Annotated in this window: 16 protein-coding genes; 4 read left to right on the top strand and 12 right to left on the bottom strand. The window is 63.0% G+C overall.

Annotation, left to right across the window (positions count from 1 at the left end):
• From pbpC to cmk, 10 genes are all read right to left on the bottom strand, one after another.
• Entirely contained in the window at positions 1 to 2412 is a 2412-nt protein-coding gene (gene pbpC / locus ACDK93_RS10035; RefSeq protein ID WP_458068352.1) for a penicillin-binding protein 1C, read from the bottom strand.
• Positions 2413 to 2481: 69 nt separating this feature from the next.
• Positions 2482 to 8586 carry an MG2 domain-containing protein gene (locus ACDK93_RS10030; protein ID WP_458068350.1) on the bottom strand — a complete coding sequence of 2035 codons (6105 nt, stop codon included), beginning with the start codon at positions 8584 to 8586 and terminating at the stop codon, positions 2482 to 2484.
• A 301-nt stretch (positions 8587 to 8887) separates the two neighbouring features.
• Complete coding sequence (gene galU / locus ACDK93_RS10025; protein ID WP_458068349.1) at positions 8888 to 9772, bottom strand: UTP--glucose-1-phosphate uridylyltransferase GalU; 885 nt, start codon at positions 9770 to 9772, stop codon at positions 8888 to 8890.
• A complete protein-coding gene (locus ACDK93_RS10020) occupies positions 9769 to 11667 on the bottom strand; it encodes a polysaccharide biosynthesis protein (protein WP_458068348.1) in 1899 nt (632 codons plus the stop codon). The genes galU and ACDK93_RS10020 overlap by 4 nt, the downstream gene beginning before the upstream one ends.
• Entirely contained in the window at positions 11654 to 12688 is a 1035-nt protein-coding gene (locus tag ACDK93_RS10015; protein WP_458068346.1) for an MraY family glycosyltransferase, read from the bottom strand. The genes ACDK93_RS10020 and ACDK93_RS10015 overlap by 14 nt, the downstream gene beginning before the upstream one ends.
• Positions 12685 to 13857, bottom strand: coding sequence for a lipopolysaccharide assembly protein LapB (gene lapB, locus ACDK93_RS10010; RefSeq protein ID WP_458068344.1), 1173 nt, complete (start codon positions 13855 to 13857; stop codon positions 12685 to 12687). The genes ACDK93_RS10015 and lapB overlap by 4 nt, the downstream gene beginning before the upstream one ends.
• Positions 13854 to 14111 carry a LapA family protein gene (locus ACDK93_RS10005; protein ID WP_458068342.1) on the bottom strand — a complete coding sequence of 86 codons (258 nt, stop codon included), beginning with the start codon at positions 14109 to 14111 and terminating at the stop codon, positions 13854 to 13856. The genes lapB and ACDK93_RS10005 overlap by 4 nt, the downstream gene beginning before the upstream one ends.
• Positions 14112 to 14274: 163 nt before the next feature.
• A complete protein-coding gene (locus ACDK93_RS10000) occupies positions 14275 to 14574 on the bottom strand; it encodes an integration host factor subunit beta (protein ID WP_458068340.1) in 300 nt (99 codons plus the stop codon).
• Between the two features lie 70 nt (positions 14575 to 14644).
• Entirely contained in the window at positions 14645 to 16324 is a 1680-nt protein-coding gene (rpsA, locus tag ACDK93_RS09995; protein WP_458068339.1) for a 30S ribosomal protein S1, read from the bottom strand.
• A gap of 197 nt (positions 16325 to 16521) precedes the next feature.
• Entirely contained in the window at positions 16522 to 17202 is a 681-nt protein-coding gene (cmk, locus tag ACDK93_RS09990) for a (d)CMP kinase (protein WP_458068338.1), read from the bottom strand.
• 125 nt (positions 17203 to 17327) lie between these two features.
• Between cmk and ACDK93_RS09985 the strand changes: the two genes are divergently transcribed.
• From ACDK93_RS09985 to ykgO, 4 genes are all read left to right on the top strand, one after another.
• A complete protein-coding gene (locus ACDK93_RS09985; protein ID WP_458068336.1) occupies positions 17328 to 17585 on the top strand; it encodes an acyl-CoA-binding protein in 258 nt (85 codons plus the stop codon).
• Between the two features lie 84 nt (positions 17586 to 17669).
• Entirely contained in the window at positions 17670 to 19688 is a 2019-nt protein-coding gene (locus ACDK93_RS09980; protein ID WP_458068335.1) for an oxidoreductase, read from the top strand.
• Between the two features lie 256 nt (positions 19689 to 19944).
• Entirely contained in the window at positions 19945 to 20859 is a 915-nt protein-coding gene (locus ACDK93_RS09975; protein ID WP_458068333.1) for a LysR substrate-binding domain-containing protein, read from the top strand.
• A gap of 60 nt (positions 20860 to 20919) precedes the next feature.
• Positions 20920 to 21045, top strand: coding sequence for a type B 50S ribosomal protein L36 (gene ykgO, locus ACDK93_RS09970; protein WP_007508267.1), 126 nt, complete (start codon positions 20920 to 20922; stop codon positions 21043 to 21045).
• Between the two features lie 116 nt (positions 21046 to 21161).
• On the opposite strand, the gene greA is transcribed toward ykgO, so the two are convergent.
• Positions 21162 to 21638, bottom strand: coding sequence for a transcription elongation factor GreA (gene greA, locus ACDK93_RS09965; protein WP_458068331.1), 477 nt, complete (start codon positions 21636 to 21638; stop codon positions 21162 to 21164).
• Entirely contained in the window at positions 21635 to 24862 is a 3228-nt protein-coding gene (carB, locus tag ACDK93_RS09960; RefSeq protein WP_458068330.1) for a carbamoyl-phosphate synthase large subunit, read from the bottom strand. Before carB ends, greA begins: the two co-directional genes overlap by 4 nt.
• Position 24863: the final 1 nt, after the last annotated feature.

The following is a 24863-nucleotide window of genomic DNA, read 5'->3' as shown; positions in this document are numbered from 1 at the left end:
CTATTCCACCAGGCTGACGCCCAGCGGCCGCTGATCGCTGCGGCCGCGATCATCCACCACGCGCACGTTGAAGCTGCCCGCTGTCTGCGGCTGCCATAGCAACGATTCGCCCGGCCCACTGCGACCGACGAAGGCGTCGTTGACGAACCAGTACAGCGCATGGACGTCCGCATCCGTGGTGGCGCTAAAGGCGATGCGCTCCTGTCCCCGACCGTTGAGGCGCATCGCGTAAGTGCTGCCACGCAGAGGGGACGTTATCTGCGGCGGGTCGCCAGCGGTGGCACCCGCGTTGGTGCATTCGGGGTTCTGCGGTGGCTTGCGGCGAGGGATGCCGGCCTGAGCGAATACCTGCTGCAGGTCGGACGGCCAGAATTCGTAAACCTCGACGTGCGTGCGCTTGCCGTCGTAGGGCGGACAGGCGGGCTGGCCGGTCGCGTCGTCGATGACCACCGGCCGATGCACGTTGCTGACGCGGATCGGCGACTTGCCCGGAATGAACCATGTCATCCCTTTCTGCGGGCACCACTGGTTGGGCAGATCGCCGCTGGCCAGGCATATCTGCACGCGCTTGAGATGGGCCGGCATGTGCCGCACCGGCTCCGCCATTTGCTGACGCTCGGCGCGCAGCGCGTCGATGATTTGAAAAAACAGCGGCGCCGCCGCCTCCGCGCCGACAAACGCCGGATTGCCCGTGCTGTCGAAATTGCCGATCCACACGACCAGCACGTACGGACCGAAGCTGCCTGCCGTCCACGCGTCGCGAAACGCCCAGGAGGTACCCGTCTTCCAGTACACCGGAAGCCGCGACGGCTGCGCACCGCTGGTTTCGTCCGGCCGTGGATTCTGCCGCAGCATGTCCATCACCATGAAGCTCGCCTCGTCGCTGAGCAGGCGCGTGCCGTCCACTTGCGGATCGCTGCTGTTCAAGCGCAGCGGTCTCAGCTCGCCGCGATTGGCCAGCATCGCGTAAAGGCCGCCCAGTTCCTGCATCGTGACCTCGCCGCCGCCCAGCACCAGGGCGAGGCCGTAGTGCTTTTCGCTGGCCATGCGGCTGACGCCGGCATCGTGCAGAAACGAGTACAGGGTCGGCTGCTTCAGCTGCGCGGCGACCCACACGGCGGGAATATTTCGGCTGCGGATCAAGGCGTCGGTCGCCGTGATCGGACCGAGAAAATGGCCGTCGAAATTTTCCGGCGTATACGGTCCGAACGAGCTGGGCACATCGCGCAGCACGGTCTGCGGATGCAGTACGCCCTGATCGAAACCCAGCGCATAGATGAAAGGCTTGAGCGTCGAGCCCGGTGAACGCTTGGCCAGCGTGCCGTTGACCTGACCCTGGATCAAGCGATCGAAATAATCGGCCGATCCCACCATCGCCTTGATGCCCATGTCACGCGTATCGATCAGCAGCGCCGCCGCATTGCGGATACCGCGCGACTGGTTGCGCGCCACGTACTGGGTGATCTGCCGCTCCAGACTGTGCTGGATATCCAGGTCGATCGTCGTGCCGACGCGGGAGTTCTCGCTACCGCCGGCAATCTGCCGCGCTACCAGCACCTGCTCGACCGCCTGTGGCGCTTCGAACGGCAGCTGCGAGAGAGGACGCAGATTCAGCGGCAGCGCGAACAGCGGTTTCAGCGAAGCGTCATTGGGATGACCATGCAACCAGCGGGCATACAGTCGATTGCGCGACGCGGCCAGCTGGGGATTGATCACGTTGTCGTTGCCGTTGGCATCCGCCGTGGCCGGCGTTCCCTGCAGGCGCCGCGTCGGATCCTGCGGAATGACGGCCAGCGTCAGCGCCTCCGGCAAACTCAGCGCGGATGCCGATTTATTGAAGTAGGCCAGACTGGCCGCGCCGACGCCTTCGACGTTGCGACCGTACGGCGCATCGTTGAGATACGCCTCGAGAATCTGCCGCTTCGAATAGAACAACTCCAGCTGCACGGCGCGCGCCATCTGCTTGAGCTTGCCCAGCGGCGAACGCGTATTGAGTTTCCAGAGCAAACGGGCCAGCTGCATGGTGACCGTCGAACCGCCCTGCGGATCACCGTGGCGCACGTAGGTCACCCATGCGCCGCGCGCCAGTCCGTACGGGTTAAAGCCGGCATGCCAGTAGAACCAGCGATCCTCGTGCAGCAGCACCGCGTCTTTCAGCTGCGGCGAAATCGCCTGCAGCGGCACCCACAGTCGATAGCGGTCATCGCTGGCCAGGGTCAGCCGCATCAACCGATCGTGATCGTCGTAGACCGCCGTGGAGGACGGCAGCCAGTCGCACAGACGCGGATGTGGCCAGAGCCGGCAGCCGATCAGAACGAGGGCAATCAGCGCGAAGCCGACCAGCCAGTTCTGCCAGCCAATCAGCCAGCGAACGATCTGGCTGACGATATGGATGGGAGGCGCTTTCTTCATAAATGGCGTTGGCGTTTCGCCCTGTTCCCGAAGACAGTCAGCGTCGGGAACCGGGCGAAACGTTCGAACTCACGGCGAATTGCTGACCACGGTCAGCACGCCGCCACCGGGCGAACGCGCCTGCACGCTGCGGTCGTACATCGACTCCCCGTAGGCCGGCGGCACGATGAACTTGCCCGCATTGCTGGCCTTGATGCGATAGACGAACTCGCGCACGTCCGGCGTGGCCGTGCCGTAGATCACCACGCGATCCTCGCGTATATCCGCGTACTCCGGCCGCCAGGTCGAGCTGGTCAGCCCGACCGGTGAACGGAACGCCGTCGGCTTCACCTCGCTGTCGCCGCCCTGGTCGGCTTCGCTATTCGTATCGGATGCCTGCTGGTCGGTGACCGGCGGCGGCGGATCGATCACCGGCTCGAAGCCACCGGGCAGCAGATCAACAATGGCGACATGGCCAACGCCATCGCTGCCGGTCGCGCGGATCTTGATATGGACGTCTATCTCCTCGCCCACAGTGATCTGATCGAGCGGCTTGCCCTTGCTGTCGGTGTAGTCGCGCACGATTTCCATGCCGTCCTTGATCGCCTTGCTTGGCGCGTCCGTGTCGTAGCCGCCCTGGCTGGCGACATGCCACGCCGGCAGGCTGCTGCCGTTGGAGAAACGCAGTTTCGCCGTGGCCGCACTCCAGCTTCCGGCCTGCAGCAGATTGCCTTGAATAGCCGCGATCGACTTGACCGTGCCGTCCCCGTGCACCTCGTCGATGGCCAGTTTGTCGAGCTCGCCCGCGCTCTGCGTGGCATACGCGTCCATGGCCAGGATCGTCATCGCCGACGACAGCGTATTGAAGCGGTTATGCGCCAACGGCCAGGTAATGTTTTCCATCACCTGCCGTGACAGCGCCTTGGCCCGATCGGGGAAATACTTCGACAGCAGGTACAGCACGCTGGCGTCGCGGGTGAGCGGATCGTAGTAGTACTGGTAAACGTAAGCGTCCTTGTCCAGCTTGCGCTCCAGCGCCTTCTGCGGACCGGCGATCAGCTGATTGGCCTCCTTGTCCTGCTTGAGCATTTCGTATGACGCTGCCAGCCATGCCGCCGCCAGATCGCTCTTCCAGTCATTCGGAAACGCTTCCTGCAGACGCTTCTGCACCGCCGCCAGATCATTGGTGGTGACATTGCCCTGCCGGGTCAGCAGATACACCGCATAAGCGCGCTGACGCAGGGCATCGAGTGAATCGAGGCTCTCGTCCGCCGCCAGCTGATGCAGGTACTTGTTGCCGGCATCGAGCATGTCGGCCGGCACGGTCACGCCACGGTCGCGCGCCTCGAGCAGGAAATGCATCGCATAAGCGGACACGAACGGCTCGGAGTCCGGCGTGGCCGACCACACGCCGAAACCACCCTGCCCGTTCTGACGCGAATGCAGCGCGTCGAGAAACTGGGCCAGCGCCTCGTCGTTGCTGATTTTTTTCTCGCTGAACGCCGGCTGCAGGACGTGGGCGAAAACCGGTACCACCGGCCACTTCGCCAGCACCAGACGCGGCATCGCCGCGCTGATCAGCTGCTCGCTGCAGTAGTTCTGGTAGTTCACCAGATAGCTGGTCAGGCCCTCGGCCAGCACGACCGGCAGGGTCGAGATCGCCGCGTCGCGCGAGGCGTAGGCATCGTAGAGTTTGCGCAGATCGGGCAGCTCCACCTTGCTGTGCGCATCGACCAGGCCCACGTCGACCTGGGTGCGATACGCCGAGGCGGGCCGCACCGAAAGGTCCACGCTCTGCCTGGCCGACTTGTCGCCGTAGCCGGCGCTGAAGGCGAGATTGCCCGAGCCCAGCGTGCGGGTGGCCTTGACGTGGAAAATCGCCACGCCTTCGCGCATCTCGCCCAACGTCAGGCTCTGCGTGGCATTGCCGATCACCTGCAGCTGCGGACCGGTCTTCAGCGTCACCGCGACAGGCACCTGTTTGCCGTTGAGGCCGGTGAGATTGTTGGCCACGCCGACGCTGACCTCGGCCTCGTCGCCGGGCGCCAGTGTGGTGGGCACGTTGGGCGACAGCACGAAATCACCGCGCACCGTGGTCGAGCCTTCAAACGTGCCGATGCGATCGGGCGACACGGACACCGCCATCACGCGCAGCTTGCCGTTGAAGTAATCGGGCACGGTGTAGGTAAAGTCCTTTTCGCCATCGACGTCGACAATGCCGGACCAGTAGACCACCGGTTTGTCGCGCTTGCGCTTGAACGGGTTGAGCTGACGACCGATGGCGCCGTCGGCATCGCCGCCCGGCGCGGCCATCGCCATCAGTTTCTCGAAGTCCGGCAGGATCAGGTCAAGGATCTGCGACGTGCCGACCTGCAGCATGCGCTTGCGGAAGAAGAACTTCAGCGGATCGCCGAGCTTGTAACGCGCGACCTGCAGAATGCCCTCGTCCACCGCAAACACCACGGCCTTGGTCGGCTGGGTCGAATGCAGCTTGAGCGTCAGCGTCTGGCCGGGCTTGACCAGCGCCGGCGAGTCCACCGTGATCGGATTGCGCCGCGCGTCCAGGTTTACCGAGAACGGCACCACGCCGTAGCTCAGCGGACTCATGAACACCTCGTCCGATGATGGATCACGGATGTACTGCACGTTGATATAGCCGTTGCCCTCGAAATCCGCCGGCACCGTGATGTGCTGCACCGAGCTGGTGGTATCGGCATGGAACCAGGCGTGGGCGTAGACCTTGTCGCGCTCGATGGTTATCAGACCGCTGCCGGCGTACGGCGCGCGGATGGCGATTTCCACCGGCTCGCCCTGGGTGTAATCCTGCTTGCTGAGATTGAGCTGCAGTTCGGCGTTGCGATCGAGCGAGCGCGAGATGTTGGCGTCGCCCGCGACGGAATATTCCACCCGATTCACTTCGGTGCGATCGGCCGAACGACGGATCACCAGCGCGTAGTTGCCAGGCTTGTCGGTGGGCAGCGCGTAGTCGAGACCTGCCGCCGGAATCGCCAGCGGCTGCTCGCTGATCGGTATTTCCTTGAGCTTGGAGTCGTATTTGTAGACGCCCGAATCCTGCTTGGTCAGCACCGACACAAACCGCCGCTCGATCAGCTGTGCCTTCAGGTCGCTGAGTGCAAAGGCCTTCGCCTGCGGATTGATCGCCACCAGATGCACCGTGCGCGGGCTGTCCCGCTTGACATAGTCGAGGTTGTCCACGGCCTTGTAACCAACCAGCCAGTCGTTGCGCGAGACCAGCGTCTGCGCGGCCGCCGCCACGCTCCGGCCACCCTCGGCCTCGTAGGCCTTGCTGAGGAAATACAGCTGGTAGGTTGCGTCGGCATATTTCTTCAGGTCGAGATTGAACTCGGCATGGCCTTTGTCGTCGGTCTTGCCGTCCTGCAGATTTTCCTCGTAGCCTTCCTTGGCGCGGCGCACGTCGTAGAAGTGGTAGTCGGGCCAGCTGTGGAACGCCGGCCACGCCGGACGCAGCGTCAGCGAGGCTTCCACCCGGCGGTCGGCCGCCGGCGTGCCGAACAGGTTCTGCACATCGACGATGCCCTTGAGCTGATCGGGCTTGACCCAGCCTTCCGGCACTTGCTCGGAGAGCTTGGCGTTGACCTTCATGCGATCGGGCAGGAATTCCTTCACCTGCACAGTCGTCGTGCCGATCTGCGCGTCGGCCTTGCCGTCCTTGACGATATAAAGATTGACCGTCCAGGTCCCGGTCGGCGCGGTTTCGGCGGGCGTGTAATCAAGCTCGCCGAAGCCGGATGCGTCCATCGTCAGCGGCATCTGCTTGACGGTGACGCCGCGCGGATCGACCACCTCGGCCTGCAGCGGGATGCCGGCCACGCTGCGCGTCCAGCTGGCCGCGCGCACGATCAAGCCGATGTGGAACAGGTCGCCCGGACGATAGATGCCGCGATCGGAAAACAGATAGCCCGAAAGCTGGCCCTGGTTCAGCGCATTCTGTTCGCCGCCGATATCGAAGCGCGAGTAATCGAGCTGGCGATCGGCGCCGCCGATCGGCAGGAAGGACAGATCGTCGCCTTTCCTGACCACGTACATGACCGGCTTCTTTTCGCGATCCAGCCCCTTGAACGTGGGGAAATGCACCACGCCATCGCCGCTGGTGGCCTGCGTGTAGAGCGTCTGCCCGTTGACGGCGAGCACGGAGACGCTGGCCTGACCCACCGGTTGGCCGGTGCGGATGGACTGCACGAAAACGTCCTGGCTGCCGTCGAGCGAGCGCTTCACCAGCATGCCCAGATCGGTCACCACGATCAGACGGGTGTCGGTCGGCATCGCCGCGTTGTCGGCGCTACCGTCCGCGGATTCGTCACCGTCGTCGGCGTCGCCGCTTGCCTGATCGGCGCTGTCGGCCGTAGCGCTGCTATCGTCGCCGGCTGCGCTGGCGTCGCTCGCCGGCGCGCCGCCGGGCGCCTGCGCAGTGCCCTCCAACGCGCGCGCTTTTGCCCTGGCCGCCGCGCCGGCCTTTTTCTTTTCGGCCACCGGGTCGTAGCCGGACAGGTGCAGCAGAAAGACGCCGCGCTTGCCGTCTTTCAGATATTGGCCAAGGTCGACGCCCTCGTAATGGGCCTTGCCGGGGTCAGTCTTGGGAAACGCCTGCTTCTGTTCGAAGCGTTCGACGATGTGGTCTTCGCTAAAGCCATACATGAGTTCCGGATGGCTGTACGTGCCCTGGTTGAGACTGACCAGATGCTGCAGCTGGTCCGGCAGCACGCGACCGATCTCCAGCTGCATGCCGGGCATATTGCGCGACACGACCGAGACGCGCTTGCTCCCGCTCAGCGAGAGCAGCGAGCCGTCGGCCAAGAAGCGAAGCAGCTTGGGATAGTCGGGCACCGTAAAGGCTTGAGCCGTCGGCTTGCCGAGCACATAACCGCCGAAGGATTTAAGCCCCGTGCCGACATGCACGTAGATGCGCTGACCGGGTTCGGCGTGATATTTGAAGCTCTGCAGCGTGGCGAAATCGTCTTCGGTCGGCACCAGTTCGATCGGCAACGGCTGAGATTTGCGCAGGACCGCGTCGCTGACCTCGGACACGTCCCAGCCGTAAGGTACGTCATCATCGGCCTGGTCTACACCATCCTTCTTGCGCGGCAACACCCAGGCCTTGGTCAGGCCGGCAAGATCGCTGCCGCGTACCTTGCCGCTGGCGTTGATCACCAGTACCTGTTCCGGCTCGTATTTGTCGTTGTCGACCAGGGTCGGGCTGATGTCCTGCAATGTCAGGCTATACAGGCCGGGCACGCGGATACGCGCCTGCAAGGCATCGGGCGTACCGTCACCACCGTGCGAACTGCGTACCCCACTGTCCAGCTTCAGCAGTACAGCACTGTCATCGCGCGGCAGATCCAACGGTTGCGAGTGCACCCACGCGTTGAGCTTGAACGCGTCGTAGGTGACGGTAAATTTCAGCGGCGTGCCGGGCTTGCCGTCCTTGTCGGCCAGCGCGATCGCGATACGTTTCTCAAACTGCGCAGTGTCGACCGGGTAGTTGAAGCCGACCGGCACGATGGTGGTCTTTGCCGTCGGGTCCTGCGGGTCCTGGAAGAACTCGCCGTTGCCCAAGGTCGCGCTGAAGGCCGGCAGATCGACGGCAAGATGATCGTCCGCCATCAGCACGTGCGGCGCAAAGGCATCGGCGACATCAAATCGTACCTCGATATGGGCGCCGACGGGCCAATCCTCGGCAGGCACAAAGCGCAGCGTGTGATCGTCCATCCAGCTCCATGCGCCTTTGAGCGCAGGGCGCATGTTGATGCCTTTGGTGACCGGTTTACCAACCAACTCGATCGGCGCCGCCGATCCCGAAAAAGCGATATCGAGCGGATGGATGGTGATTTTCGGCGTGCCGTCCGGCTGCGCGAGATAGCTAGTGACTGCCGGCGTTTTCGCTTCGAAGCTTATGCGCTCTGGCTCGATCGGCTTGGGGCGATGCTGGTACCACTGCCAGCCAAGCCACGCGGCAACGACCACAAGAAACGCAAGGAAAAAGCCGCCGGCAAACTGCCGCGGCTTGCGCCTGATCGCCGCGCCGGTTGCCGGTGCCCAGGTGGGCGCGGACCAGGAAACGTGGCCGACGATAGGCCGCAGGATAAACCCCAGTCCACGAAGCAAACCACGCACAAAGCGCACCGGCAGCATGAGCAGAAACCGCAGCAAAGCCATGACGTCCCCTTTTTCATCCAATGATTGCAACGACGATGCATCCAGATCGCCCGCGGCGGCGAGCCTGTCCGGCGCAGCGACGGCGATTCTTCCTTATTTCCCCAGGCATTCTGCACGTCGAAAATGGCAGGCTGCGGCGCCGATTCTGACATGTCGCGGACGCGCTTGGCAGTCGGCGGAGGCCTCGTTCGTCATGCTCCCGCAAAAGCAAAGGGCCGACATCCATCGGATGTCGGCCCTTTGTCGCCCGCACAGTGAGTCGGGCTTTGGCGTATTCGATAGCGCTTCTAAAACCGGATGATTAAATCTTGCCGACAAACTCGCGAACCACCGCGGCCAGGGTGGGATCCTGCATGGCCATATGCATGGTGGCGCGCACCAGGCCGGCCTTGTTGCCGCAGTCGAAGCGTGTGCCTTCGAACCGGTAGGCGAGGACCCTGCCCTGCTCTTTCAGCAGCGCCTCGATCGCGTCGGTCAGCTGGATCTCGCCACCGGCACCTGGTGTCGTTTGCTCCAGCAGCTGAAAGATGCGGCCGGGCAACACATAGCGTCCGACCACGGCCAGATTGGACGGGGCATCGGCAGGCTTGGGCTTCTCCACCATATGGTGGATCCAGGCGCTGCGTTCGTCGACCGGCGTGGCATCGACGATGCCGTATTTGTCCGTATCGCTGTGCGGCACTTCTTCGACGGCAATGACGCCCGCATCCTGTGCGTTGGCCAACTCGGCCATCTGCCGCAGCGCGCCCTTGCCGGTACCGATCTTGCCATTCCAGATCAGATCGTCTGGCAGAACCACGCCGAACGGTTCGTCGCCGACCACCGGCTTGGCGCAAAGCACGGCGTGGCCCAGGCCGAACGCCTCGGGCTGGGTTACGAAGATCGCGCGCACGTGGGGCGGCAACGTACCCTGCACGAGTGCCAGCAATTCGTCCTTGCCTTTTTCTTCGAGCTTCGCCTCCAGCTCGTAGGCTTTGTCGAAGTAGTCGGCGATGGCATGTTTGTAGCGGTTGGTGACGAAAATCAGCGTGTCCGCACCGGCATCCACGGCTTCGTCGACCGCATACTGGATCAGCGGCTTGTCCAGCACCGGCAGCATTTCCTTGGCTACGACCTTGGTCGCCGGGAGAAAACGCGTGCCGAGTCCGGCTACGGGAAACACAACCTTGCGCAGGGGCTTACTCACTCACTCTTCTCCGGATGGATGCGACGTATCGATACCACGTTATCGGGCTGCGCCACTTCGGTCCAGCGAAACGACGGCAGCAGGCTGGACACGCAGCGCCGAAGTTCCTCTTCGTCGAAAATATCCGAGGCGTCCGCGGCCCTGTTCAACAGCGCCTGCAGCAGATCCCACGATACCTCGCGATGCTGCGCGAGGAAAATCTTCGAATGCCCGGTGGCGCTGTAGTTTTCCAGCGGATGGAACAATTCCTCGAAAAGCTTTTCGCCGGCGCGCAGACCCGTGTAGACAATGGGAATTTCCGTCCCGGGCTTCTTGCCGGCGAGGCGAATCATCTGTTCGGCCAGATCGCGAATCTTGACCGGTTCACCCATGTCCAGCGCAAAGATCTCGCCGCCCTTGCCGATACTGGCCGCCTGCAAAATCAGCTGACAGGCTTCGGGGATGGTCATGAAATACCGCGAAATTTCCGGATGCGTCACCGTGACCGGGCCACCGTCCAGGATTTGCTGGCGAAACAGGGGAACGACCGAGCCCGCCGAATCCAGCACGTTGCCGAAGCGTACGGTCATGAAGCGGGTATCGGAATGTGCGTTGAGGTTCTGACAGTAGATCTCAGCCACGCGCTTGCAGGCGCCCATGACACTGGTCGGGTTGACCGCCTTGTCGGTGGATATCAGCACAAAGCACTCGACACCGACCTCACGCGCCAGGTCGGCCACCGTGCGCGTGCCGAGCACGTTGTTGCGAAAGGCGGAGCGCAGCTGTGCCTGCAGCATGGGAACGTGCTTGTAGGCCGCTGCATGGAAGATGACCTGTGGCTTGGTTTCGAAGAAGGCTTTCTGCATGGCCACCTGATCGCCGCAGTTGGCCAGAATGCCCTCGAAAATCAGTTCCGGAAAATCGGCGCGCAATTCCTGCATGATGCGGTAGAGGTTGTATTCGCTCTGCTCGACCACGATGAGCGACTGCGCACCCAGCCGCGCGATCTGGCGGCAAAGCTCCGAGCCGATCGACCCACCGCCGCCGGTCACCAATACGCGGCGGGCGGTCAGCGTTTCGCGGATGGACGTCCAATCGAGTTCCACCGCATCGCGGCCGAGCAGATCTTCGATCGCCACTTCCTTGATCTGGTTGAACTGCGCACGCCCGGCAACGACATCTTCGAGTCTGGGAATCGTTCGGTACGGCAGTCCCGTCACATCACACAACGCCACGATCCGACGCATTTCGCTGGTCGATGCAGCGGGCAACGCGATCAGCAGCATTTGCACCGCGGCCTCACGCACGACCTCAGGCAACTGATCGAACCGGCCGAGCACAGGGTGACCATTGATGCTGGCACCGCGCAGGCTGGGCTTGTCATCGACGAAACCGACGACCGCATAGCGGCTGTCGCGACGTAGATCACGCGAGAGAACCTCGCCGGCGCGGTCTGCGCCGACGATCAGGACGCGCTTGACCTCATGATCCTTGAGCAGCTCGCGCCGGCTGTCTTTCCAGAAGCGATAGGCCAGCCGCGGCAACCCCAGCAGCGCGCCGAGCACCAGCGGGTATAGCAGCAAGATCGTGCGAGGAACTCCTTCGAGTCGGTCGTACAAAAACAGCGCCAACCCTATCGTTACCGTGCCGATCACCGAGGCGCGGGCGATATTCCACAGATCCGGCAGGCTGGCAAAACGCCACACGCTGCGATACAGGCCGGTCCAGCGCAGGATCAAGCCCTGAATCACCAGCACGATGGGAAACTCGAGCAGTTGAAAGCTGACGACGTCGCCGGGATTGAAGGTGTAGCGAAGCATCTTGGCGATCCACCAGGCGAATGCCGTCATCGCCAGATCGTGGATCAGGACGGCGACGCGCGGGTGGATGAAGCCAACCAGTTTACGCAGCGACATGACGATCCTTCGACAAGTTGCGTCGCAGGCAGCGACGTTTCAGCAAGAGCCACAAGGCCGATGCGCACAGATAAAACGCCATGGTAATCGGCAGCGCGATGTTCAGATGACTGAACGCCAACCAGGCAAACGGACCAGCGATCAAAAGATTCCAGGCCATATAACGAACGTCCGTCGCGGCGTGCCTGCCAGACTGCCGAGTCATCCACTGATAAAGGTGCTCGCGATGCGGGCTGTACCAGCGCTTGCCTCGCAACATTCGCATCACCAATGTCAACGTGGCATCAAGTACAAACGTTGACGTCAGAATCAGCACCGCCCAGACGAGCCCGTGATCACGCCGCCAGAGCATCGCACCGAAGGCGAATATCAGAAGGCCGGCGCTGCCGCTGCCGACATCGCCCATGAAAATGCGCGCCGTAGGCCTGTTGTATATCCAGAACCCACAGGCCGAAGCAGCCATTGCCGCTGCGCCCACCGCCAGAGCCGTCTGCCCGATCGACCCGCTGATTGCGCTCAATCCGGCGCCCACGAAAATGATCTGCTGCGCCAGCAGCCCGTCGATGCCATCCATGAAGTTGTGCAAATTGATGCTCCATGCACCAGCACCCAGCAGCAGCGGCAACCACCACCACGACAAACCGGTAGCGAGTAAGGCGCCGGAAAATAGCAGCACCGCCAGCAGCTGCGCACCGAATCGGGGCAGCACCGGCAACGGACGATGATCGTCCCACCAGCCGACCAGCGCGACTAGCGCAAATGCGATCTCCAAGCCGACAACTACACTCACTGCCCATGCCGACGGTGCGCTGAGCAAGGCGCAAGGCAGGCAAACCAGCAGCGCAAGAACCATCCCTATGCCACCACCGCGCGGGGTGGCAATGCGGTGCGAACGGCGCTGCCCGGGCTGATCGAGCATGCCGCGCCGATGCGCATACACGATCGCACCACGTACGAGAAACAGAGTGATGATCAGGGCGGCGAACGGCCAGGCAGCGACGGAAACGATGCCCGTCGTCATTCGCTGGCGACGCCGTGAATCGGTCGTACCGTACCCCAGCTTTTGCAGCTGGGACACTGCCAATGATGCGCCTTCGCGCCGAAGCCGCAGCGGCTGCAGCGATACATTGCCTGCCCCTCCAGCAACTTCTTGGTGAGATCGCGCAGGATAAGAAAATTCTCGCGCGCCTCGCCTTCGATACGGTCCATCGTGGCATCGATCAACGCCATCAGGCCACGCACCGACGGGCGCTGACGCAACTGCGAGGTGAGAAAGTCGATCGCCGCACGTTCGCCGTCCCGCTGGCGATAGATATGCGCCAGCGCCAGCACCGGAGAAATGCCGTGGTAGCGGCTGAGCATGTCGCGCAGAAACGACTCCGCGCGGTCCATCTGCTGCGAGCGCGCATAGCTGTTGAGCAGCGGCGGCAGAATTTCCGGCGCAAACGCGATGTCGGCATCGATGGCGGACTCATACGCCAGTACCGCTTCCGCGTGATGATCGTCTTCGGACTGCAGCCTGCCCGTTAGCATGAAGGCGCGCACGCAGTCGGGCTGGCATTCGAACGCCTGGCGCAGATAGTCGCGCGCCTCGGCACGCGCACCGTGCTGGCGCGCGCGCTCGGCCAGCTCGCAGAAAAACTGCGCCTTCATCGCCGCCTCGTCTTCACCGGTCATGGCCTCCAGCCGGCGCGTGTGCTCGATCGCCTTGTGCCAGTCGCGCTCGTGCTGGTAGATCGCAATGAGATGACGCAGCGCAGATGGCGCATGTGCATCCATCGCCACCAGATCGGAAAAAAGCGCCTCGGCGCGATCGAGCAGACCGGCGCGCATATAGTCTTCGCCGAGCTCCAGCAGAGCCACCGTTTTCATCGCGTCGGACAAGCCCGGGCGCGACACCAGATGCTGATGCAGGCGAATCGCCCGATCCACCTCGCCGCGACGGCGAAACAGATTGCCGAGCGCCAGATGCGTTTCGACGGTGTCGCGGTTGTACTCGGCGAGCTTGAGGAACACCTCGATCGCCTTGTCCTGCTCTTCGTTGAGCAGATAGTTCAGGCCACGGAAATAGTCGGAAGACAGCTCGCTGACTTCAGCGCCCGAGCGTTTCGCGCCCAGTCGACGAGAGGCCAGCCAGCCGAGCACGAAAGCCACCGGCACCAGCAGAACCAGCGCATAGGGATAATTCATGCAGCGGCCGGCGGCTTCTTTTCGTTGTCGCGCAGCCGGCGCCGCTCGCGGCGGTGCCGCGTGACCACGCCCAGCCACGCCGTCAGCCCGCCGAGCAGCCAGCCAATCACCAGCGCACACAGCAGTGCCGCACCCTTGGGCATATGCACTCGTGCAAGCACCAGGTCATAGCTGACCATGTCGGCGTTCAGTGCGCCGACCACAATACCCGCAGCGGCAAAAACCAAAAGAATAAGGATGACTAGTAATCGCATGCCGTGACTTTACCCGATTGACCGTGACTGGCACAGATACCGATACGGAGCCCGTCGCGGCCGGCAACTTGCGATGCTTGCGCGGCTCCAACAATGACAGACATAAAAAAGGCAGGATCGACCTCTGGTCGCCTGCCTCGATAACCGTGTTTTGCTTATGCAATCAACTGCTGGTCTGCTCCAAGTGCTGATTGACCCGTTCGCGCAGTTCCTTGCCGGGTTTGAAATGCGGTACGTGCTTGCCCGGCAGCGCCACGGCGTCGCCCGACTTCGGATTACGGCCCATGCGCGGCGGCCGGTAGTGCAGAGCGAAGCTTCCAAAGCCACGCACTTCAATACGTTCACCGTGAGCAAGGGCATGACTCATCTGTTCGATCACGCTTTTGACGGCCAATTCGACGTCTGCAAACGCAAGATGGGTCTGACGCCTTGCCAGCGCCTCGATCAATTCAGATTTGGTCATGGGACCCCAATGTCCGTGACGTTAAACAACGGGGCGGCGTGTGCCGCCCCGTGTCGTGCTCAAACAGCGATCAATCCGCCTTGTCGAACTGTTCCTTCAGCAGCGCGCCCAGCTTGGTCGTGCCGGTAGAGGCCGAGGCGTAATCGACGGCAGTCGGCTCTTCCGGCAGATCGGCCTCGTCCTTGGCGCGAATCGAAAGCGCCAGCTGGCGACCCTTGCGATCCATACCGGTGAACTTGGCTTCGACGTTGTCGCCGACCTTCAGATGCTCGGTGGCATCGTCGACGCGCTCCTTGGCGATGTCGCTGGCACGCAGGTAACCCTCGACGCCCTCGCCCAGATCGATCAGCGCACCCTTGGCGTCAACTTCCTTCACCACGCCATTGACGATCGTGCCGCGCGGGTTCGCCGCCATGAACTGGCCAAACGGGTCCTGCTCCATCTGCTTGATGCCCAGCGAGATGCGCTCGCGCTCCGGATCAACGGCCAGCACCACGGCCTCGATCTCGTCGCCCTTCTTGAAGTTGCGTACCAGCTCTTCGCCGGTGACCTGCCAGGAGATGTCGGACAGATGGACCAGGCCATCGATGCCGCCGTCCAGGCCGATGAACACGCCAAAGTCGGTGATCGACTTGATCTGACCGGAGACCTTGTCGCCCTTCTTGTGCATGGCGGCGAAGGCTTCCCACGGGTTCGAGCGGGTCTGCTTGATACCCAGCGAGATGCGGCGACGCTCCTCATCCACGTCCAGCACGGTCACTTCGGTCTCGTCACCGACCTGAACCACCTTGGCCGGGTTGACGTTCTTGTTGGTCCAGTCCATTTCGGAGACGTGCACCAGGCCTTCCACGCCCGGCTCGATCTCGACGAAGCAGCCGTAATCGGTGACGTTGGAGACCTTGCCGAACAGGCGGCTGCCGACCGGGTAGCGGCGGGCAATGGCCACCCACGGGTCGTCGCCCAGCTGCTTCAGGCCCAGCGAAACGCGGTTGCGCTCCTTGTCGTACTTCAGCACGCGCACATCGAGCTCGTCGCCGACGTTGACCACTTCGGACGGATGACGAACGCGCTTCCACGCCATGTCGGTGATGTGCAGAAGGCCATCGATACCGCCCAGGTCCACGAATGCGCCGTAGTCGGTGAGGTTCTTCACCACACCCTTGACCACGGCACCCTCGGTCAGGCGCTCCAGCAGCTGCTCGCGCTCGGCGGAGAACTCGGTCTCGACCACGGCACGGCGGCTGACGACCACGTTGTTGCGCTTGCGGTCGAGCTTGATGATCTTGAACTCGAGTTCCTTGCCCTCGAGGAAAACCGGGTCACGCACCGGGCGCACGTCTACCAGCGAGCCCGGCAGGAACGCGCGGACATCCTTGATGTCGACCGTGAAGCCACCCTTGACCTTGCCGGAGATGAGACCAACGATGGTCTCTTCCTTGTCGAACGCGTGCTCCAGATCGTCCCACACCATCGAGCGCTTGGCTTTCTCGCGCGACAGCTTGGTTTCGCCGAAACCGTCTTCCAAAGCTTCGAGGGCAACCTTCACCTCGTCGCCTACCTGCACCTCCAGCACGCCCTGCTCATCGCGGAACTGCTCGATGGGGACGATGCCTTCGCTCTTCAGGCCGGCGTTGATCACGACGACGTCGTTGCGGATTTCCACAACGATACCGGTGACGATGGCGCCAGGCTTCAGCTTGGAGATGGCCTGCTGGCTCTGTTCAAACAGTTCGGCAAAACTTTCAGTCATGTTGATTCCATAGTGGGAAAAGACCGCGGCTCGCTGCGCCTTGCTTGAGGTTGCGCACGTACCGGCCGGTCCACCGGTTGAGGGCAAGTCCGGGTGGTTCCCGCAGGAACAACAACCCTTGTCGCCGTTGGCCAAAATCCCGACATCGCCTCCAACGGGAAGCTTTGACCGGGACGAGAAAACCGTCGTGCCGCGTTTTACGGCTGCACGACGGCGAGAACTTTCGCGACGACCTCGTCAATGCCCATGCCGGTGGTATCAATCAGCAAGGCATCATCGGCAGGCTTGAGCGGCGCGACTGCGCGCGAGGCATCGCGGCTGTCACGCGCTTCAATTTCGCGCTGGAGACCAGAAAGTGTAACGCTAAGTCCCTTTTCCTTCAACTGCTTATAGCGTCTTTTCGCCCTTTCCGCGGCGCTGGCGGTAAGAAACACCTTGAAGCCCGCATCCGGGAAGATCACCGTGCCCATATCGCGCCCGTCGGCCACCAGCCCCGGGGCTTTGCGAAAGCCCAGCTGCAGCGCCACCAGGGCTTCGCGCACCGACGGCACCGAGGCAATCGCTGAGGCCGCCGCACCGGCCGTTTCCGTGCGCAGCTCGTCCGTGGCGTCATGCCCGTTGACGATCACGCGAGTTTCACCGCCATCGGCTGCAGCACTGAACTTGATGCGGGTGCTGTGCGCGCAGCGGGTTACCGCATCCACGTCGGACAGATCCAGCCCCTCCATGCCGGCGGCGTAGCCCACCGCGCGGTAAAGCGCACCCGAATCGAGCAACCGCCAGCCCAGATGCCCCGCCACCAGCGCACTGATCGTGCCCTTGCCCGATCCCGATGGCCCATCAATGGTCAGAACGGGCGCGGGCGTGGCGTGGCTCATGGAGGAATCCTGGTTCGAAGAAAAGCGGGCCGCCAGTTTAGCGCGTGCACCGTCTCGTTGACCTCGAACAAGTCGCGTGATATCACCATGCTGCGCTTGGTTCGCAAGCTTTTCCGACCCTTCTCATGACCGATCTTCGCCGCGAGTTCGAACAGGCTGCCGAGGACATCCAGCAACACGGCCAGCGCCCTGACAACGACACCTTGCTCAAGCTGTACGCGCTATACAAGCAGGGATCGGAAGGCGACCTCCGCAGCGCGCCGCCTGGCTTCTTCGATTTCATAGGAACCGCCAAACACGAGGCGTGGGCCAAGCTGCAGGGCTTGCCTAGGGAAGAGGCGATGCGCCGCTATATCGACCTTGTGCATCAACTGCTGGTCTGAAAAGCGCAGCGCCAAATACAACGCTTGCATTCCGTCCTCAAACACCGGCACATTCATACGATTGTTTGAACCGGCCGTGATCGAATGAACTATCCGCACCTGTTTGCCCCGCTGAATCTGGGCCACGTCACCCTGCCCAACCGCATCTTGATGGGCTCGATGCATACCGGGCTGGAGGACAAGGCCAGCGATTACGATAAATTGGCCGCGTACTTCGCCGAGCGCGCCCGCGGCGGCGTGGGTCTGATGGTGACCGGCGGCATCGCCCCGAGCATCCGCGGCTGGCTGAAACCGTTCGGCGGTCGCCTGTCGATGCCGTGGCACAAGCCGCGCCACCGCAAGCTGACCGATGCCGTGCACGCCGAGGGCGGGCTCATCTGCATGCAGATACTGCACGCCGGCCGCTACGGCTATCACCCATTGTCGGTGGCGCCCTCGAAGATCAAATCGCCGATCACGCCGTTCACGCCGAGCGCGCTCAGCACGCGCGGGGTTGAACAGACCGTGAGGGACTTCGTGCGCTGCGCCGAGCTGGCGCAAGAGGCCGGCTACGACGGCGTCGAGGTCATGGGTTCGGAAGGCTATCTGATCAACCAGTTTATCGCCGCGCGTACCAATCAACGCAGCGACGCCTGGGGCGGCGACGCCGCGCGGCGCATGCGCCTGCCGATTGAAATCGTTCGCCGCACGCGCGAAGCAGTGGGCAAGAATTTCATCATCATCTATCGCCTGTCGATGCTGGACTTGGTCGAGGGCGGTCAGGACTGGGATGAAATCGTCACCCTGGCCAAGGGTATCGAAGCGGCGGGCGCCAGCATCATCAACACCGGCATCGGCTGGCATGAAGCGCGCGTACCAACCATCGTCACCAGCGTGCCGCGCGGCGGCTTCGCCTGGGTCACGAAGAAGCTCAAGGCCGAAGTGGCGATCCCGCTGATCACCACTAACCGCATCAACATGCCCGACGTGGCGGAAGGCATTCTTGCCGACGGCGCGGCCGATATGGTCTCGATGGCGCGGCCGCTGCTGGCCGACCCCGAGTGGGCGGTAAAGGCCAAAGCCGGACGCGGCGACCGCATCAATACCTGCATCGCCTGCAATCAGGCCTGTCTCGATCACGTCTTTCAGAGCAAACGCGCTAGTTGCCTGGTCAATCCGCGGGCCTGCCACGAGACCGAGCTGGTCATTGCCCCGGCCTCAAAGCGCAAGCGCATTGCCGTCGTTGGCGCAGGTCCCGCGGGCCTGGCCTGCTCCAGCACGCTGGGCCAGCGCGGCCATGCCGTGACGCTGATCGAAAAAGCGCAGGAAATCGGCGGCCAGTTCAATTACGCCAAGCAGATCCCAGGCAAGGAAGAGTTTTATGAAACCCTGCGCTACTTCGGTCATCAGCTGACCGACCACGGCGTCGACGTGCAACTCGGCCAGACGGCGGACGCAGTGTCGCTGGTCGCCGGCGGCTACGATGAGGTGGTGATCGCCACAGGCATCACGCCGCGCGCGGTGAGTTTTCCAGGCAGCGACGACGCTCGCGTTCTGAGCTACCTGGATGTTTTGGCTCGCCACGCGCCGGTCGGCGCGAAGGTCGCCGTGATCGGTGCCGGCGGCATCGGATTTGACGTGGCCGAGTTTCTCGTGGAAAACGCTCCCTCGGCCGCCACCGACGTGGCGCGCTGGACCCACGAATGGGGCGTGGACATGCAGCTGGCGCACCGCGGCGGCCTGCAGAAACCGCAGCCCGAAGCGCCGGTCCGGCAAGTCTGGCTACTTCAGCGCAGCGAGGGGCGGCCCGGTGGACGCCTGAACAAAACCAGCGGCTGGGTCCACCGCGCGACGTTAAAGGCCAAGCGGGTTCAGATGCTCGGCGGCGTCAGCTACGAGCGCTTCGACGAACAGGGCCTGCACATCACCGTCGACGGTCAATCGCAGATCCTGCCGGTCGACAACATTGTGATTTGCGCCGGTCAGGAGCCGAACCGCCAGCTGGCCGACGACTTGATCGCTGCCGGCGTCAAGGTTCACGTCATTGGCGGTGCCGATGTGGCGGCTGAACTCGATGCAAAGCGCGCTATCGCCCAGGGAACCAAGGTCGCCAGCGAGCTATAGCCGCCTGGTCGCTCGAAAGCTGGAGCCAGGCGCCGATACAAAAAAGAACGCCCCGCGTTTGCAACGCATCAACATGGGTCAGGGGGGAGATGACCGGATGTCGTATTTAGCGTTACCGCGGGGCGAGGGTCACCGCCGCCAGGGGGAGGGGGAAGCGGCGGGACGGGTGGAAGTATGTGATCAACCCATCTAAGTATCCAATATATATTTAGGACCTTACTTATTTGACAACGCTATATATCCGCGATGCGCCGACATGTTTGATTTTCGCCAGTTGCGTTATTTTGTGGCTGTCGCCGAGGAGCTGAGCTTCACTCGCGCGGCGATACGGCTGCACCTGTCGCAACCGCCGTTGTCGCAGCAGATCCAGTCGCTGGAGCAGGATCTGGGCGTGCGTCTGCTAGAGCGCAACAAGCGCAACGTCGCCCTGACCGAACCCGGCAAGATTTTTCTGGAAGAGGCGCGGCAGATTCTGGCCAAGGCAGACGAAGCGCGCAGCCATGTCGTCGCAGCAGCAGAAGGCCACAGCGGACAACTGCGCCTGGCCTATACGACGTCCGTCTCTTTCCACCCAGCGCTGCCGCAGACGCTGTTGCGTTACGGGCAAATTGCGCCGAACGTGCGCCTGCAGTTAAGCGAGATGTACACCGAGCCCCAGTTCGCCGCGCTGCTCGCCGGTCACATCGACGTCGGTTTTGTCCGCGATGAGCCGCTGCACGCCCAGGACGCGCGCAATTTGCGGCTGCGCGTGATCGACCGCGAGCCCCTGGTGCTTGCCGTGCCGATCGGCCACCGGCTGGCCGGCCGAAAAAGTCTGCGTCTGATCGAAGTCGCCGCTGATGCGTTTATTTCCCAGCCGCGCGAGCTTGCCGCCACGCTGTACGACAGTCTGGTCAAACTGGCGATGAAAGCGGGTTTCGAACCGTTTATCATCCAGCAGGCTCAGCAGATCAATGGCTTGCTGGCACTGGTCGCCGCAGGACTGGGCATGGCGCTGGTGCCGGCCAGCATGCGCGCGGTGCGGCTCGCTGGAGTGAGCTATCTGGCACTGGAAGACTCCGATGCCTACCTGCTGCTTGCGGTGGCTTGCCGTATCGACGACGACTCCCCTGCCCTCAAGCAGTTCATGGCCACCGTGGCCGATGCGGCGACCGCCGTGCAAGGCTTGTGATAACCACGTCACCCCGTTACACTTGCGGACTTAACTTTTGAATAGTGTCAGGAGCTGGCCGTGAAGGTGCTTAACTCTTTGAAGTCCGCCAAGGCGCGGCACCGTGACTGCAAGGTCGTTCGCCGTCGCGGCAAGGTGTTCGTGATCTGCAAGAGCAACCCCCGTTTCAAGGCTCGCCAGCGCTGAGTCCATTTGGGCACACACGTTGGCGATGCAAAAAAAAGGGCCGCGCAAGCGGCCTTTTTTGTGCCCATCGAAATGGTTTGCCTGGCGAGACGCGGTTGCATCTCACCAGGCAAGTTTCAGCTGTAGCGAACGCCGGTGATTTCGTAACGCTTGACGCCGTTGGGCGCGGTGAACTCGAAGCTGTCGCCCTCGTTCTTGCCGATCAGCGCGCGCGCAATCGGTGACGATACCGCGATCATGTGCAGCTTGATGTCCGCCTCCAGATCGCCAACGATCTGGTAGGTCACCGCCGCTCCGGTGTCTTCGTCCTCCAGATCGACGATCGCACCGAACACCACGCGGCTGCCCGGATTGAGCTGCGTCACGTCGATCACTTCGGCGTTCGACAACAGGGATTCCAGTTGGGCGATGCGCCCTTCGGCAAAACTCTGCTGCTCGCGCGCCGCGTGGTACTCGGCGTTTTCCTTCAGGTCACCGTGCGCGCGCGCCTCGGCGATAGCCGCGATGATCCGCGGCCGGTCGACGAACTTCAGCTTCTCCAGCTCGCCGCGCAGGCGCTCGGCGCCCGCCTTGGTAATCGGTGGACGACTCATGCGCCGAGTTCCTTGTGCAGTTCCTGCAGGCTGTGCACGTCGCCGTCGCTGCGGAAATCCAGCGAATGCACGAGCGCGCGGGCGCCTGCCACGGTGGTGGAATACGTGACGCGATGCTGCAGAGCCTCACGCCGGATCGAGAACGAATCGGCGATCGCCTGTTTGCCCTCGGTCGTATTGACGATGTAGACGATCTCGCCGTTCTTGATCAGATCGACGATATGCGGTCGGCCCTCGAGCACCTTGTTGATGCGCTCGCAGATCACGCCGTGTTCGGCCAGATAGCTGGCTGTGCCCGAGGTTGCCACCAGGTTGAAACCGCGTGCGACCACCTCCTTGGCCACGTGCAGCAGGCGCTCCTTGTCGCTGTCGCGGACCGACAGGAAAACCTTGCCTACCTTCGGCGGCTTGATGCCGGCCGCTTCGTGACCTCGCGCAAAGGCTGCGCCAAAGCTGCGGCCCACGCCCATGACTTCACCGGTCGAACGCATCTCGGGACCAAGGATCGGATCGACGTTCTGGAATTTCAGGAACGGGAAGATTGCCTCTTTCACTGAGTAGTACGACGGGATCACTTCGTGCGTGGCGCCGAGACTTGCCAGCGTTCGGCCGGCCATAACGCGTGCAGCGATCTTGGCCAGCGGCACACCGATCGCCTTGGAAACGAACGGCACGGTGCGCGACGCGCGCGGATTCACTTCCAGAATGAACACCGTCTCGCCCTGAATGGCGAACTGCGTATTCATCAGGCCAATGACCTTGAGTTCGCGCGCCATCATGGTGACCTGGCGACGCATCTCGTCCTGGATCTCGGCACTGAGCGAATACGGCGGCAGCGAGCAGGACGAATCGCCCGAATGCACGCCCGCCTCCTCGATGTGCTCCATGATGCCGCCGATCAGCACGTTGCCTTCGGCATCGGCGATGATGTCGACATCCACTTCGACCGCGTGATCGAGGAAGCGATCCAGCAGCACCGGCGAATCGTTGGACACCTGCACCGCATCGCGGATGTAGCGCGAAAGATCGGCATCGTCATGCACCACTTCCATCGCGCGACCGCCGAGCACGTAGCTCGGGCGCACCACCAGCGGGTAACCGATTTCGCGCGCCAGGGCTAGCGCCTCGTCGGCGTTACGCGCGGTGCGGTTCGGCGGCTGCTTCAGCCCGATCTTTTCGATCATGTGCTGGAAGCGTTCGCGATCCTCGGCCAGATCGATGCTGTCCGGGCTGGTGCCGATGATCGGCACGCCGGCCGCCTCGAGCGCGCGCGCCAGCTTCAGCGGCGTCTGGCCGCCGTACTGCACGATCACGCCCTTGGGCTTTTCGATGTGCACGATTTCGAGCACGTCTTCCAGCGTCAGCGATTCAAAATACAGGCGATCGGAGGTGTCGTAGTCGGTCGAGACGGTTTCCGGATTGCAGTTGACCATGATGGTCTCGTAGCCGTCCTCGCGCAGGGCCAGCGACGCATGCACGCAGCAGTAATCGAACTCGATACCCTGACCGATGCGATTAGGGCCACCGCCCAGCACCATGATCTTGTCGCGACTGGTCGGCGCGGCCTCGCACTCTTCCTCGTAGGTCGAGTACATGTAGGCCGTGCTGGTGGCGAACTCGGCCGCACAGGAATCCACGCGCTTGTAGACCGGCCGCACGCCCAGCGTGTGACGCAAATGGCGTACCGCCGCCTCGTCGGTATGGAGCAGTTCGGCCACGCGCGCATCGGAGAAGCCGAGGCGCTTCAGCTCGCGCATGCGCGGCTCGTCGATCGCGCTGAGCCCCTGCTCGGCAATCTCCTTCTCGGTCAGCACGATGTCCTCGAACGCGGCGAGAAACCATGGATCGACGCGGCTGAGGTTGTGCACTTCTTCCAGCGACAGGCCGGCACGGAACGCATCGGCCAGATGGAAGACGCGGTCCGGCCGCGGCTCGCGCAGCTCGCGCTTGAGCACGGCCAGGCCGTCGTCGGTGCTGATATCCAGGCCGGTCGGATTGAGACCGGTCTTGCCGATCTCCAGACCGCGCAGCGCCTTCTGCAGCGACTCGTGGAAGGTGCGGCCGATCGCCATCACCTCGCCCACCGATTTCATCTGCGTGGTCAGGCGCGCGTCGGCGGAGGGGAATTTCTCGAACGCAAAGCGCGGGATCTTGGTTACCACGTAATCGATCGACGGCTCGAACGACGCCGGCGTGAGGCCACCGGTGATGTCGTTCTTCAGTTCGTCCAGCGTGTAGCCGACGGCGAGCTTGGCCGCGATCTTGGCGATCGGAAAACCGGTCGCCTTCGACGCCAGCGCCGACGAACGCGAGACGCGCGGATTCATTTCGATGACGACCACGCGGCCGTTCTCGGCATTGATGCCGAACTGCACGTTGGAGCCGCCGGTATCCACGCCAATCTTGCGCAGCACCGCGATCGAGGCGTCGCGCAGGCGCTGGTATTCCTTGTCGGTCAGCGTCTGCGCCGGCGCCACAGTGATCGAGTCGCCGGTGTGTACGCCCATCGGATCGATGTTCTCGATCGAGCACACGATGATGCAGTTGTCCGCCGTATCGCGAACCACCTCCATCTCGAACTCCTTCCAGCCCAGCACCGACTCTTCAATCAGAACCTCGCTCGTCGGTGAAAGCTCGAGACCGCGTTTCACGATCTCCTCAAATTCTTCGCGATTGTAGGCGATGCCGCCGCCGGAGCCGCCGAGCGTGAAGCTGGGCCGGATCACCGTCGGATAGCCGACCTTGGCCTGCGTCGCCAGCGCCTGCTCGAACGTGCGCGCGATCTCGGCCTTCGGGCATTCGAGCCCGATTTCGCCCATGGCCACGCGGAACAGCTCGCGATCTTCGGCCATGCGAATCGCTTCGCGCTTGGCGCCGATCAGTTCAACGTTGTACTTCTCCAGCACGCCGTTATCGGCCAGATCGAGCGCGCAGTTGAGGCCGGTCTGACCACCCATCGTGGGCAGCACCGCGTCGGGGCGCTCCTTGGCGATGATGCGCTCCACCGTCTGCCAGTTGATCGGCTCGATGTAGACCGCGTCGGCGGTTTCCGGGTCGGTCATGATCGTGGCGGGATTGGAGTTCACCAGGATCACCCGGTAGCCCTCTTCCTTCAGCGCCTTGCAGGCCTGGGCGCCGGAGTAGTCGAACTCGCAGGCCTGGCCGATGACGATCGGGCCGGCGCCGATGATGAGGATGCTTTTTATATCAGTACGCTTGGCCATC

It is taken from the genome of Rhodanobacter sp. BL-MT-08, from assembly GCF_054161255.1.
This window is presented reverse-complemented; position numbering and strand designations above follow the sequence as displayed.